Origin of the sequence: Burkholderia sp. HI2500, from assembly GCF_002223055.1 — a bacterium.
Taxonomy (GTDB): domain Bacteria; phylum Pseudomonadota; class Gammaproteobacteria; order Burkholderiales; family Burkholderiaceae; genus Burkholderia.
On record NZ_NKFL01000003.1, the window covers coordinates 75,825 to 89,559 of the forward strand.

Here is a 13,735-nt window from a genome sequence, read left to right on the forward strand (position 1 = left end):
TGCGCATCGCGTCGACGATATCGTCGGGCCTACCGGGCCTACCGGGCCTACCGGGCCTACCGGGCCTACCGGGCCTACCGGACGTAGCGCGCGAGCGTCAACCCCGACAGATCGATCTCCGGTTCTCGCCCCGTGACGAGATCCGCCACCACCTTCCCCGAACCCATCGACATCGCCCAGCCCGTCGAGCCGTGGCCGACGTTCAGCCAGAGTCCGTCGATCCCGCTCGCGCCCAGCAGCGGCGGCCCGTCGGGCGTCATCGGCCGGCGGCCGACCCAGAAGCGCGCCGACGCCCGATCGGCCGCGTGCGGGAACCAGTCGTCGAGCACCTTCATCAGCGTATCGAGCGCCTGCTGGCGCAGCGCGGCGTGCCGGTTGCCGAGTTCCGCGGTACCCGCGACGCGCAGCGTCGGGCCGAAACGCGTGATCGCCGTCTTCAGCGATTCGTCCATCAGCGCGGCGTGTGGCGATTTTTCGTCGTCGACGACGGCGAGCGTCGCCGAGTAGCCCTTCACCGGATACAGCGGTACGTCGATGCCATGCGGCCGCAGCAGGCCGGCGCTGTCGACACCGAGCGCGACGACGATCGCATCGGCGGCGAGCCGCACGTCGCGGTGCTGGCCGCCGGGGTTCGATGCGCGCGGATTCGGTCCGCCATCCTCGTCGCCGGTGCCGACGATCCGCACGCCGCGCACCCGGCCGGCTTCAACGTCGAGCGCCCGCACTTCCGTGCGAAAGCGGAACGTCACGCCGCTGGCTTCGCACAGTGCCCGCAGTTCGCGCGTGAAGCGTGCGCAGTCGCCGGCTTCGTCGTCGGGCAGGTAGATGCCGCCGACGGGCGCCTGCCGCGCCCAGCGCAGGCCCGGTTCGATCGCCGTGCAGCCGGCCGCGTCGAGTTCGCGGAACGCGATGCCGGCGTCGCGCAGCACCTTCAACGCGGGCTGCACCATCTCGACGTCGAACGCGCAGCGCAGCAGTTGCAGATAGCCGCGGCTCGCGCCGTAGTCGAACGGATGGCGGTCGCGAAACGCGTGCAGGCACGCGCGGCTGTAATACGCGATGCGTTGCATCCGCTGCTTGTTCACGCGGAACCGCTCGAATTCGCATTCGCGCAGCCAGCGCGCGATCCAGCGCCACTGCGCGGCGTCGAGCGTCGGCCGGAAGATCAGCGGCGAAGCGGGCTTGAACAGGTACTTGAGGATCTTGCCGGGCATCCCGGGCGCGGCCCACGGCGTCACGTAGCCGGGGGCGATCACGCCCGCGTTGCCGAGGCTCGTCGCCTGCGCGACATCGGCTTCGCGTTCGATCACGGTGACGTCGCAGCCTGCTTCGCGCAGGTGCCAGGCCGTGGTGACGCCGATCACGCCGGCGCCGAGAACGATCACATGCATGCGGTTTCCCGAACGAAGAAGTCGCTCACGACGCGACGGCAGGATCGTCGACGAGCGACTTGCCGCGCGTTTCCGGCAGCACGAGCGCGGCGACGATCACGAGCAGGTAGCCGCCGCCGGCCACGAGGCCGATCGCCTTTACGAGCGACATCGACTGCGACAGCGCGCCGACGAGAATCGGGAAGAACGAGCCGAGCCCGCGCCCGAGGTTGTAGCAGAAGCCCTGGCCCGAGCCGCGGATCGCGCCCGGATACAGCTCCGACAGATAAGCGCCGACGCCCGCGAAGATCCCCTGCACGACGATGCCGAGCGGGAAGCCGAGCAGCAGCATCGCGGTGTCGGTGATCGGCAGCATCGTGTACGCCATGCCGAGCGAGAACGAGCCGATCGCGAACAGGATGAACGACGCGCGGCGGCCGAGCCGGTCGGACAGGATCGCGCCGACCACATAGCCGACGAACGAGCCGACGATCAGCACGACGAGATAGCCGCTCGTGTTGAACACCGACAGGTGGCGGACGGTTTTCAGGTAGGTGGGCAGCCACGTCGTGATCGCGTAGTAGCCGCCGAGCATCCCGGTGCACAGCGCGCTGCCGAACAGCGTTGCGCGCAGGTGCGGCGGCGAGAAGATCTCGAGGAAGTGGCCCGACACGCGGCCTTCGTCGCGCGCGCGGCGGGTGGCCGTGTAGATGTCCGGATCGCTGACGTTGCGGCGGATGTACAGGATCCACAGCGCGGGCAGGATGCCGATCCAGAAGCACGCGCGCCATGCGACCTGCTCGGGCAGCAGCGCGAAGAACGCCCAGTAGAGGACCGCGGCCGCGCCCCAGCCGAACGACCAGCTGCTCTGCACGGTGCCGACCGCTTTCCCGCGATGCTCGGGCGAGCGGATCGTCTCGGCCATCATGATCGTCACGACCGACCATTCGCCGCCGAAGCCGAAGCCCTGCAGCGTGCGCGTCGCGAGCAGCTGCCAGAACGAATGGGTGAAGCCGGACAGGCAGGTGAACAGCGCGAACGTCGCGATCGTCCACTGCAGCACGCGTACGCGGCCGTAGCGGTCGGCAAGGATGCCGGCGACCCAGCCGCCGAGCGCCGACGAGATCAGCGAGCTCGTCGCGATCATCCCGGCCTCGCTCTTCGTCATGCCCCAGGTGGCGATCAGCGTCGGAATCAGGAACGAATAGATCATGAAGTCGAACGCATCGACCGCGTAGCCGCCGAAGCCGGCGTACAGCGTCCTGCGCTCGCGCGTCGACAGCTCGTTGAACCACTGGAATGCCTGCATGCTTGCCGCCCCCTCTTTTGTCTCGTCTCGCGCTGCCGTCTGGCGGCTATTTTACGGGCGGGATGCGGGGTGCCAAAAAGGTGAGTGCCGGTGCGTGGCGGCGCGGTGAACGGCGAGGGCGGAGGGTGTTCGTCCGGGGAACGCGTGATGGCCGATCCGATCGCGCCTGGGCGACAGGCATGCCCGGGCAACGGCGACGGTCCACGCGCCAGCACGGCGCGCAGGCACGTGCTTCAGAGCGTCAGGCCACCGTCGACATGCACGACCTGCCCGGTGATCTGCCGCGCGGCGTCCGACAGCAGGAACGCGATCAGCGCGGCCACATCGTCGGGTTCGGCGATCCGGCCGAGCGGTGTCGCCTGTTCGGCCTGCGCCCATGCGGCGGCATTGCCGGCGCTCGGCCCGTGGTCCTTGCGCGTGAAGCCGGGCGCGACCGCGTTGACGGTGATGCCGCGGGCGGCGAATTCGGCGGCGGCGGAGCGCACGAGCGATTCGAGCGCGGCCTTCGCCGCGGCGGTGGCCGCGAACGGCGCGTCGGCGCGGTAGCGGTGCGCGACGAACGAGCTGACCGCGACGATCCGCGGCGCAACCGACGCTTCGAGCAGCGGCCGCGCGCGGCCCGCGAGCGCGGAGAACGCGCCGGGCATCGCCGCGAAGGCCGACGCGAGCGCATCCGCGGAAAGACCGGAAAAGGATTGCCGCGCGGCGAAGCCGGCATTGGCGATGAGATGATCGAGCCCGCCGAAGTGCGTGGCGGTCGCCTCGACGAGCGACGCGGCGACGCCCGGCTCACCGAGATCGCCGGTAAGCGTGACGCACGCCGCGCCGGCCGCCGTGCATGAGCGAGCAACTTCGGTGAGCCGTGCGCGCGCCGCTTCGTCCGCGCCGCGCGCGTGCAGCGCCAGCGCGATACCGGGTGCCGCAAGCCGCCGCGCGAGCGCCGCGCCGATCCCGGAACCCGCGCCGGTGATCAGCGCGATCCGTGCGGTGTGCGCGGCGCGTGCGCTCAAGCCGCGACCTTGTCGCTGTCGTTCACGCGCTCGACGTTGATCGTGCCGACGTGGAACGCGGCCAGCGATTCGCGGTGCGCGATGCTGACGATCGCGGCCTTCGGCAGCCGTTCGGCGAACAGGTGGTACAGGCGCGCTTCGTTGTCGGCGTCGAGCGCGCTGGTCGCTTCGTCGAGGAACAGGAAGTCGGGCTTGTGCAGCAGCACGCGCGCGCCGGCCAGGCGCTGCTGTTCGCCCGGCGACAGCACGCGGGTCCAGTGCGCGGTTTCGTCGAGGCGGTCGACGTAATCCTCGAGGCGGCATGCGCGCAGCGCGTCGCGGCAGGCTTCGTCGCTGAACGCGTCGGCCGTCGCCGGATAGGTGAGCGCAGCCTTCAGCGTGCCGATCGGCAAGTAGCTCGTCTGCGGCACGAACATCATCCGCGCGCCGACCGGCGCATCGATCGCGCCGTCGCCGAACGGCCACAGGCCCGCGAGCGCGCGCATGAACGTGCTCTTGCCGGAACCCGACTTGCCGATCACGAGCCAGCGCGAGCCGGGCTCGATCGTGACGCTGCCGATGTTCGCGAGCGCGTTGCCGTTCGGCAGCGCGAGCTTGAGCGACGACGTCGACAGTTTCGCGCCGTCGACGTAATGCAGGTTGATGCCGCCGTGCTCGGTCGCGGGCGACAGGCTTTCCTTCAGGTGCGACGTGCTCATCACGCGCTTGAATTCGCGCAGACGGTTGACGGTGGCGCGCCATTCGACGAGGGTCGAGTAACTGTTGATGAACCACGAGAACGAATCGCTGACGGTGCCGAACGCGGACGAGATCTGCATCAGCACGCCGAACGAGAACGCACCCGCGAAATAGCGCGGCGCGGCGACGACGAGCGGGAAGATGATCGCGATCTGCCCGTAGAAGCTCAGCACGAACGTGAGCCGCTTCGTGTACTTCATCACGCGCCACCAGTTGTCGCGGATGCGCATGAAGAGGTTTTGCGCGTTGCCGGTCTCGGTCTTCTCGCCGTCGTAGAACGCGATCTGCTCGGCGTTCTCGCGCACGCGGATCAGCCCGAAGCGGAAGTCGGCCTCGACGCGCTGCTGCTGGTAGTTGATCGACACGAGCGGATGGCCGACCTTCTGGATGATCAGCGAGCCGACCACCGCGTACAGCGCGGCCGCCCACACCATGTAGCCGGGAATCGCGATCGGCGTCGCGCCGAGCGAAATCGTCAGCGCGCCGGCGAGCGACCACAGGATCGTGATGAACGACACGAGCGTGACGACCGTCGACAGCAGGTCGAGCGACAGCGCGAGCGTGGTCGTCGCGAACGACTGGAGGTCGTCGGTGATCCGCTGGTCGGGGTTGTCGGCGAGACGGTCACGCTCGATCCGGTAGAACGCGCGATCGCCGAGCCACTGGCCGAGAAAGCGGTCGGTGAGCCACTGGCGCCAGCGGAAGCCGAGCATCTGCCGCAGGTAGCGGCCGTACACGGCGAGGATGATGAAGGCGAACGCGAGCGCGGAGAACTGCATCAGCAGGTTCGGGAAGTCGTGGACGTCCTTCGACTGCAGCGCGTTGTAGAACTCCGCGTTCCACTTGTTCAGCCGGACGTTGATCCAGACCACGCAGAGGTTGATCGCGATGATCGTGACCAGCAGGCCCCACGCGATTTTCCATTCGGACGATACCCAGTAGGGCTTGATGAGGCTCCATGCGGATACCGGGCGCTCGTCCTGCGGCGCGTCGGAGGCGGAGCGGACGGGATCGATCGATTGGGTCATGTGCTTCCTGATGAGTAGCCGGCGCGCGGGCCGGGCGAAGCCGGGCGCGCGCCGCGATACGGCATGCCGGGACGCGGCGCCGACTGACGGCGGGCGTCCGGATGGTCGCCCGCGCGTCTTAAACGGCACTTAAGGCCGGCGGTGACGCGGCAACCGGCCGCTCGCGCGGCCGGCCTGCGGGCATTGTGCCAGAGCGGCGCGGCACGTCGGCGAATTTGCCGCAAGGGGGACAGTTTGCGGCGCTTTCCGCTTTTATGGTCTAATGGCCGACGACGAAACAGGGGTGCTTCGTGGCGCGGCCGGCAGATGTTCCGGGCAGCGCGATGAGGCTGAGAAAGACCCTTCGCACCCGATCCGGGTAATACCGGCGAGGGAAGTTTCTGATCCCGCCGGGTCGCGCTGGCTGCCATCCCACATGGTCAGCGCCCTTGTCCCGCCCGGCCGGCCTTTGCTGCCGGTTTCGTCCTTTTGGGTACGCGCCTTGCGCGTTACGGAAGGAATGATGACCGCACAATCTTCAGTCTTTTGCATGGTTCCCGGCCCGATGCCGCGTGCGTCCGCATGCGGCGGCGCGTGCGCGTCGACGCTCGTCGTGCGTGCTCGCGCGGAGGGCGCGCGATGAACGCCCGGGATTCCCGACCCGATTTCGCGGTGCTCGGCGGCGGCCTCGTCGGCCGCCTGATCGCCTGGCGGCTCGCGGGCGACGGGCATCGCGTCGCGCTTTACGAGCGCGGCGGCCCGGACGGCGAGCAGTCGGCCGCATGGATCGCGGCCGCGATGCTCGCGCCGCTCGCGGAAGCGGCGAGCGCGGAGCTGCTGATCACCGAGCTGGGTGCCGCGTCGCTCGCGCGCTGGCCGCAGTGGCTCGCGGAACTGCCCGAACCCGTCTTCTTCCAGCAGCACGGCACGCTCGTCGTCTGGCACCACGCCGATCGCGCCGAGGCGCCGCTGTTCGAGCGGCGCGTGCGCGCGAACGCGCCGGCCGACCTGTTCGACCGCGGTTTCGTGACGCTCGCCGGCGCGCAGGTCGACGCGGCCGAGCCCGTGCTCGCGGGCCGCTTCGCGCGCGGCCTGCTGTTGCCGAACGAAGGCCAGCTCGACAATCGCCAGGCGCTGCGCGCGCTCGCGGCCGGCCTCGTCGAGCGCGGCGTCGACCTGCACTGGCACGTCACCATCGACGATGCGAACCTGCCCGCCGCGCATTTCACGATCGATTGTCGCGGGCTCGGCGCGAAATCCGCGCTGCCCGCGTTGCGCGGCATCCGTGGCGAAGTCGCGCGCGTGCGTGCGCCCGGCATCGGGCTCACCCGGCCCGTGCGGCTGCTGCATCCGCGCTACCCGCTGTACATCGCGCCGAAGCAGGACGATCTCTATGTGATCGGCGCGACCGAGGTGGAGGGCGAGGACATGTCGCCCGTCAGCGTGCGCTCCGCGCTCGAACTGCTGAGCGCGGCGTTCTCCGTGCATCCGGCGTTCGGCGAGGCGCGCATCCTCGAACTCAATGCGCAGTGCCGGCCGACGCTGCCCGATCATCGCCCGGCGGTGATCTGGGACGGCGCGTCGACGCTCGCCGTCAACGGCCTGTACCGGCACGGCTTCATGATCGCGCCGGAAGTCGCGCACGCGGCGGTCGCGGTTGCCGAAGCCGCGCTCGGCGGCGCGTTCGGCGATGCCGATGCGTTCGCCGCGTGGCGCGACGCCGAGCGCTGGCCGACGCTCCTTCATCACTGCAACGACGCGCGCCAGCCGGCCTGACGCGCGCTGCCGACCGAATTCGACGAAGCCCCATGGACATCCAGATCAACCAACAGAACCTGACGTTGCCCGACGGCGCAACGGTGGCCGACGCGCTTGCCGCGTACGGCGCGCGTCCGCCGTACGCGGTCGCGCTGAACGGCAACTTCGTCGCGCGCACGCAGCACGCGGCGCGCGCACTCGCGGCGGGCGACAAGCTCGACGTCGTGCACCCGGTCGCGGGCGGCTGAGCGCCGCCGCGTTGTTCACGCTTCGTCCCCGCTCTTTCAGGAAAACGACATGACGTCCCTCACCTCCGCCGACGCGTTGACGCTGTACGGCGAAACCTTCGCAAGCCGCGTGTTGCTCGGCACGTCGCGCTATCCGTCGCTGCAGTCGCTGTCCGATTCGATCGCCGCGTCGCGTCCCGGGATGGTGACGGTCGCGCTGCGCCGCCAGATGACCGGCGGCACGGCCGAAGCCGGCTTCTTCGACCTGCTCAAGCGCCACGCGGTGCCGCTGCTGCCGAACACGGCCGGCTGCCAGACCGTCGCCGAAGCCGTGACGACCGCGCACATGGCGCGCGAGGTCTTCGACACCGACTGGATCAAGCTCGAACTGATCGGCGACGACTACACGCTGCAGCCCGACCCGGTCGGCCTGATCGAAGCGGCCGCGCAACTGGTCAAGGACGGTTTCAAGGTGCTGCCGTACTGCACCGAGGATCTGGTGATCGGCCGGCGCCTGCTCGACGTCGGCTGCGAGGCGCTGATGCCGTGGGGCGCGCCGATCGGCACGGGCAAGGGCGTCGTGAACCCGTACGGCCTGCGCGTGCTGCGCGAGCGGCTGCCGGACGTGCCGCTGATCGTCGACGCGGGGCTCGGCGTGCCGTCGCATGCGTGCCAGGTGATGGAGTGGGGCTTCGACGGCGTGTTGCTGAACACGGCCGTGTCGCAGGCCACGCATCCCGAGATCATGGCGCGGGCGTTTGCGCAGGGCGTCGAGGCCGGCCGTGCCGCCTATCTCGCCGGGCCGATGGATGCGCGCGAGACCGCCCATGCGAGCACGCCGGTCGTCGGGATGCCGTTCTGGCACCAGGACGGAGGCGGCGCATGAGCGCGCGTTTCGCCGATGCATTCTGGCCGCCGGCCGACGAACTGGCCGAAGCGGCCGAACGGATTCGCGCGCGGCTCGGCGACTGGCCGCGCGGGGCGGCGCCGTGGCGGCTCTGCGTCGCGGTGCCCGATGTGCCGGCCGATGGCGACGTGCTGATCGTCTCGGCTGGCGACCGCGCCGCGCAGGCGCGCGTGTCGGCCGCGTCGCGGCCCGCGGCGCCGGGCGCCGTCGCGATCGAATTCGACGAGCAGGGCGCCGTGTTTCACACGGCGGGCGCGCGTTACGCGCTCGACGCCGCGCATCCGCTCGGGGACGACTGGATCGCCGCGCTCGCGGCGTTCCTCGATTGCGGCTTTGCGTCGATCGACGCGCTGGTGCTGGCGCTGGCCTGGCGCGACGGCGATGAAACCCGCGCCGCCGATGCGTGGCCGGTCGACGCCGCGCGGTTTCCGCGGATCGCCGGGCTGCCGGCCGCGCCCGAACCCGCGTTCGCGCCGTGTCCCGCGCAACTCGGCCTGTATCCGGTCGTGCCGGACGCCGAATGGGTCGAGCGTGTGCTCGATTGCGGCGTGCGAACCGTGCAACTGCGTGTGAAAGGCGCGACGCCGGACACCTTGCGGCGGGAAATCGCCCGCGCGGTCGCGGCCGGGCGCCGCTATTCCGATGCGCGCGTGTTCATCAACGATCACTGGCAGATCGCTGCAGAAGAGGGGGCGTACGGCGTTCATCTGGGCCAGGAGGATCTCGAGACGGCCGATCTGGCCGCGATCGCGCGCGCGGGCCTGCGGCTCGGACTTTCGAGCCACGGTTATTACGAAATGTTGCGGGCATTGCACGAGCACCCGAGCTATCTCGCGCTCGGCCCCGTGTACGCGACCGCGACCAAGGCCGTTGTTGCGCCGCCACAGGGCCTCGCGCGGATCACCCGCTATGCGCGCTTCGCGGGCACCCAGGCGCCGCTCGTCGCGATCGGCGGGGTGGGGCTCGACGCGCTGCCGGGCGTGCTGGCAACGGGCGTCGGCAGTGTCGCGGTCGTCAGTGCGGTGACGGGTGCGACCGACTATCGGGCTGCCATTGCTGCATTGCAGCAATGCTTTCCCGGACAATTTGACAATCGTTGACCGCAGGGCCCGGAACGGCTTCACGACATCATTCCAATGCAGGCCCTATAATTCGGCGTTCTGCGTAAAAGGACTGTCAGCTCCGTGAGCCCCACTCCTACCGAGACACTGCTGGAACTTCGCGACGTCGACTTTGGCTACGGCGACCGCCTCGTCCTGTCCAACCTGAACCTGCGCTTCGGGCGTGGGCAGGTGGTTGCGGTCATGGGCGGGTCGGGTTGCGGCAAGACGACCGTGCTGCGCCTGATCGGCGGCCTTGTGCGTGCGCGCCGAGGCCAGGTGCTGTTCGACGGCGCCGATGTCGGCGCGCAAACGCGCGACGGCCTGTACGCGCTGCGCCGCAAGATGGGCATGCTGTTCCAGTTCGGCGCGCTGTTCACCGACATGTCGGTGTTCGAGAACGTCGCGTTCGCGCTGCGCGAGCACACCGACCTGCCCGAAGACCTGATCCGCGACCTCGTGCTGATGAAGCTCAACGCGGTCGGGCTGCGCGGCGCGCGTGACCTGATGCCGTCCGAGGTGTCGGGCGGGATGGCGCGCCGCATCGCACTGGCACGCGCGATCGCGCTCGATCCGCAGCTCATCATGTACGACGAGCCGTTCGCGGGCCTCGATCCGATCTCGCTCGGCATCACCGCGAACCTGATCCGCACGCTGAACCAGGCGCTGGGCGCCACGTCGATCCTCGTCACGCACGACGTGCCGGAATCGTTCGCGATCGCCGACTACGTGTATTTCCTGGCCAACGGCGGCGTGCTCGCGCAGGGCACGCCCGACGAGCTGCGCGCGTCGACCGATCCGAGCGTGCGGCAGTTCATCGACGGCGCGCCGGACGGCCCGTTCAAATTTCATTACACGAGCCCGCCGCTCGCAGCGGATTTCGGCCTCGGCGGAGGGCGCGCATGATCAGCGCGATCGGACGTTACGTCATCGGCGGTCTCGAACGCGCGGGCTACGGCACGCGGCTGTTCGTGCGCCTCGTGCTGGAATTCTTCCCGCTGCTGCGCCGGCCGCGGCTGGTCACGAAGCAGATCCACTTCCTCGGCAACTATTCGTTCGTGATCATTGCCGTGTCGGGGCTGTTCGTCGGCTTCGTGCTCGGCCTGCAGGGCTATTACACGCTGAACCGCTACGGTTCCGAGCAGGCGCTCGGTCTGCTGGTCGCGCTGTCGCTCGTGCGTGAGCTCGGGCCGGTCGTCACCGCGCTGCTGTTCGCGGGACGTGCGGGCACGTCGCTCACGGCCGAGATCGGTCTGATGAAAGCCGGCGAACAGCTCACCGCGCTCGAGATGATGGCGGTGGACCCGATCAAGAACGTGATCGCGCCGCGCATGTGGGCGGGCATCATCGCGATGCCGCTGCTGGCGGCGATCTTCAACGCGGTCGGCGTGCTCGGCGGTTACTTCGTCGGCGTCGTGCTGATCGGCGTCGATCCGGGCGCGTTCTGGTCGCAGATGCAGGGCGGCGTGCAGGTCTGGGCCGACGTCGGCAACGGCGTGATCAAGAGCATCGTGTTCGGGTTCGCCGTGACCTTCATTGCGCTGTATCAAGGGTATGAAGCGAAGCCCACGCCCGAGGGCGTGTCGCGCGCGACCACCAAGACGGTCGTGTTCGCGTCGCTCGCCGTACTCGGCCTCGATTTCCTGCTGACCGCGCTGATGTTCAGCTAAGCCTCAGCCAAGCCAAATTTTGGGATGACGATGAAAAAGACTGCTCTCGACTTCTGGGTCGGCCTGTTCGTGGTGGTGGGCTTCCTTGCGGTGCTGTTCCTGGCGCTCAAGGTCGGCAACATGAGCTCGCTGTCGTTTCAGCCGACCTATTCGGTGAGGATGAAATTCGACAATATCGGCGGGCTGAAGCCGCGCGCGGCCGTGAAGAGCGCGGGCGTCGTGGTCGGCCGCGTGAAGTCGATCGGCTTCGACACGAATACGTACCAGGCGCTTGTCACGATCGATGTCGACGGCCAGTATCAGTTCCCGAAGGATTCGTCGGCGAAGATCCTGACGTCGGGCCTGCTCGGCGAGCAATATATCGGCCTGGATCCGGGCGGTGACACCGAAATGCTGAAGTCGGGCGATACGATCACGATGACGCAATCGGCGATCGTGCTCGAGAACCTGATCGGCCAGTTCCTGTACAGCAAGGCCGCCGATGCGGGCGGGGCGAAGCCGGCAGCCGGTGCCTCGGCCGCCGCGCCCGCACCGGTGGCGGTGCCGGCGTCGGCGGTGTCCGGTTCGGCCGGCCAATAACCACACGAGAGAAAACAAGAGGGAATGACCATGCAGACGATCCGCATCAGGCAGGCCGGGCTGGCGGTAGCGGCAGTCGCCGCGTTGAGCGGCTGCGCGACCGTGCAGACGCCGACCAAGGGCGATCCGCTCGAAGGCTTCAACCGGTCGATGTACAAGTTCAACGACACGGTCGACACGTATGCGCTGAAGCCGGTCGCGAAGGGCTACCAGTACGTGGTGCCGCAGCCGGTGCGCGACAGCGTGACAAACTTCTTCTCGAACATCGGCGACGTCTACATCGCGGCGAACAACATCGTGCAGCTGCGCATTGCCGACGGCGTCGGCGACATCATGCGCGTCGTGATCAACACGGTGTTCGGCGTCGGCGGCCTGTTCGACGTCGCGACGATCGCGAAGCTGCCGAAGCACACGGCCGACTTCGGGATCACGATGGGCCGCTACGGCATGCCGTCGGGCCCGTACCTCGTGCTGCCGCTGCTCGGCCCGAGCACGCTGCGCGACACGGCGGGCCTGGGCGTCGACTACGTCGGCAACCCGCTCACGTACGTGAAGCCGGATGGCCTGAGCTGGGGCCTGTTCGGCGTCAATCTCGTCAACACGCGTTCGAACCTGCTCGGCGCGGGCGACGTGCTGGATGCCGCGGCGCTCGACAAGTATTCGTTCGTCCGTAACGCGTACCTGCAACGCCGCCAGATGCTGATCAGCAACGCGCGCGGCGAGGCGGCCGCGACGTCGAGCAACGATGCGCTGCCGAAGTACGACCTGCCGGAAGACGGCGCGGCACCGGCGGCAGCCGGCGCGGCCGGTGCGGCGGGCGCAGCGGCGGTGGGCGGTGCAACGGCGCCGGCGGGCGCATCGGGCGCGGCGGTGGCCGCGCCGGCTTCGGGCACGGCCGAATCGCCGAACCCGGCCAGCGAGACGAACGTGCCGGCGATGCAGGTGGCGCCGCCGTCGCCGGGCGGGTTCCGGTTCCCGAGCATCCGGCTGCACTGACGGATTTACATTCGTTACAGCCGGAAACGATTCAGTCGGTAGCGTATGCGAACTTGCGCGTAAGCTACCTGCTCCAACCTTCGCATCGACTCATTCATGCAGGCCACTATGATGAAAAAACTGTTCCTGATCCCCGTTTTCGCGGCGCTGTTCTCGTTCGGTAGCGCAGCCCACGCGCAAGTCGACCAGTCGAACCCGCAGGCGCTGATCAAGACGGCGACGCAGCAGGTGCTCGACGAAGTCAAGCAGCAGACGATCAAGCAGGGCGACACCAACCGCATCATCACGATCGTCAACAAGGACATCCTGCCGTACACCGATTTCCGCCGCACCACGCAGCTCGCGATGGGCCGCAACTGGCGCACCGCGACGGCCGAGCAGCAGCAGCAGGTTCAGGAGCAGTTCAAGCTGCTGCTGATCCGCACGTACTCGGGTGCGCTGGCGCAGCTGAAGCCGGACCAGCAGATCCAGTACCCGCCGTTCCGTGCCGATCCGGCCGATACCGATGTCGTGGTCAAGACGGTCGCGATGAACAACGGCCAGCCGGTCCAGATCGATTACCGCCTGTACAAGACGGCGAACGGCTGGAAGGTGTATGACCTGAACGTGCTCGGCGCGTGGCTGATCCAGACGTACCAGCAGCAGTTCAACGAGAAGATCCAGCAAAGCGGCGTGGAAGGCCTGATCCAGTTCCTCACGCAGCGCAACCAGCAACTTGCCGCCGGCAAGCAAGCGTCGTGAGCGGCTTCGAAGCCGGCTCCTCGCTGACCGTCGCGAGCGCGAAGTCTGCGCTCGCGGACGGTCTTGCGCGCATCGGCGCGGGCGCGACCGCCGTCGATTGCGCGGCGCTGACGCAGTTCGATTCGTCCGCGCTCGCCGTGCTGCTCGCATGGCAACGTGCCGCCAAAGCGCGCGGCGCGACCCTCGACATCCACAATCTCCCCCCGAAGCTCGCCAGCCTCGCGCGCGCGTACGGCGTCGACGCGCTCATCGACGGCACCGGGCGACATTGACCCTGTCCGACCGGAGCCTGCCGCGCCGCCCGGCGCGCGCAAGCTTCAGGC

The 13,735-nt window shown here is 68.8% G+C and carries 14 protein-coding genes and 1 riboswitch; of the genes, 10 read left to right on the plus strand and 4 right to left on the minus strand.

All coding sequences use genetic code 11. The features are described 5' to 3' along the window. Positions 1-74: 74 nt before the first annotated feature. From CFB45_RS01870 to CFB45_RS01885, 4 genes are all read right to left on the minus strand, one after another. A complete protein-coding gene (locus CFB45_RS01870; RefSeq protein WP_089424326.1) occupies positions 75-1,391 on the minus strand; it encodes a D-amino acid dehydrogenase in 1,317 nt (438 codons plus the stop codon). Positions 1,392-1,416: 25 nt separating this feature from the next. Next, a complete protein-coding gene (locus CFB45_RS01875) occupies positions 1,417-2,679 on the minus strand; it encodes an MFS transporter (RefSeq protein ID WP_089424327.1) in 1,263 nt (420 codons plus the stop codon). 233 nt (positions 2,680-2,912) lie between these two features. After that, a complete protein-coding gene (locus CFB45_RS01880; protein WP_089424328.1) occupies positions 2,913-3,689 on the minus strand; it encodes an SDR family NAD(P)-dependent oxidoreductase in 777 nt (258 codons plus the stop codon). Further along, on the minus strand, positions 3,686-5,455 hold the full coding sequence (locus CFB45_RS01885; RefSeq protein WP_089424329.1) for an ABC transporter ATP-binding protein/permease: 1,770 nt from the start codon (positions 5,453-5,455) through the stop codon (positions 3,686-3,688). The genes CFB45_RS01880 and CFB45_RS01885 overlap by 4 nt, the downstream gene beginning before the upstream one ends. A gap of 269 nt (positions 5,456-5,724) precedes the next feature. Continuing rightward, positions 5,725-5,848: riboswitch (TPP riboswitch) on the plus strand. 225 nt (positions 5,849-6,073) lie between these two features. On the opposite strand from CFB45_RS01885, the gene CFB45_RS01895 reads away from it, so the two are divergent. The 10 genes from CFB45_RS01895 (at position 6,074) to CFB45_RS01940 (ending at position 13,684) form a co-directional block, all read left to right on the plus strand. After that, the gene (locus CFB45_RS01895) at positions 6,074-7,210 is read left to right on the plus strand and encodes an FAD-dependent oxidoreductase (protein ID WP_089424330.1); all 1,137 of its coding nucleotides are present in this window, start codon (positions 6,074-6,076) and stop codon (positions 7,208-7,210) included. Positions 7,211-7,242: 32 nt separating this feature from the next. Next, positions 7,243-7,440 carry a sulfur carrier protein ThiS gene (gene thiS / locus CFB45_RS01900; RefSeq protein ID WP_011350713.1) on the plus strand — a complete coding sequence of 66 codons (198 nt, stop codon included), beginning with the start codon at positions 7,243-7,245 and terminating at the stop codon, positions 7,438-7,440. A gap of 49 nt (positions 7,441-7,489) precedes the next feature. Then, positions 7,490-8,305 carry a thiazole synthase gene (locus CFB45_RS01905; protein WP_039322226.1) on the plus strand — a complete coding sequence of 272 codons (816 nt, stop codon included), beginning with the start codon at positions 7,490-7,492 and terminating at the stop codon, positions 8,303-8,305. Further along, entirely contained in the window at positions 8,302-9,426 is a 1,125-nt protein-coding gene (thiE, locus tag CFB45_RS01910; RefSeq protein WP_089424331.1) for a thiamine phosphate synthase, read from the plus strand. The genes CFB45_RS01905 and thiE overlap by 4 nt, the downstream gene beginning before the upstream one ends. Before the next feature lie 84 nt (positions 9,427-9,510). Beyond that, on the plus strand, positions 9,511-10,332 hold the full coding sequence (locus tag CFB45_RS01915) for an ABC transporter ATP-binding protein (protein ID WP_006477138.1): 822 nt from the start codon (positions 9,511-9,513) through the stop codon (positions 10,330-10,332). Next, positions 10,329-11,096, plus strand: a complete 768-nt coding sequence (gene mlaE / locus CFB45_RS01920; RefSeq protein WP_006486220.1) for a lipid asymmetry maintenance ABC transporter permease subunit MlaE — start codon at positions 10,329-10,331, stop codon at positions 11,094-11,096. Before CFB45_RS01915 ends, mlaE begins: the two co-directional genes overlap by 4 nt. Positions 11,097-11,120: 24 nt before the next feature. Next, entirely contained in the window at positions 11,121-11,675 is a 555-nt protein-coding gene (mlaD, locus tag CFB45_RS01925; RefSeq protein ID WP_089424332.1) for an outer membrane lipid asymmetry maintenance protein MlaD, read from the plus strand. Positions 11,676-11,705: 30 nt separating this feature from the next. Continuing rightward, complete coding sequence (locus CFB45_RS01930) at positions 11,706-12,671, plus strand: MlaA family lipoprotein (RefSeq protein WP_089424405.1); 966 nt, start codon at positions 11,706-11,708, stop codon at positions 12,669-12,671. Between the two features lie 111 nt (positions 12,672-12,782). Beyond that, positions 12,783-13,412, plus strand: coding sequence for an MlaC/ttg2D family ABC transporter substrate-binding protein (locus tag CFB45_RS01935; RefSeq protein WP_050013177.1), 630 nt, complete (start codon positions 12,783-12,785; stop codon positions 13,410-13,412). Beyond that, positions 13,409-13,684 carry an STAS domain-containing protein gene (locus tag CFB45_RS01940; RefSeq protein WP_089424333.1) on the plus strand — a complete coding sequence of 92 codons (276 nt, stop codon included), beginning with the start codon at positions 13,409-13,411 and terminating at the stop codon, positions 13,682-13,684. Before CFB45_RS01935 ends, CFB45_RS01940 begins: the two co-directional genes overlap by 4 nt. The last annotated feature ends 51 nt before the right edge of the window (positions 13,685-13,735 follow it).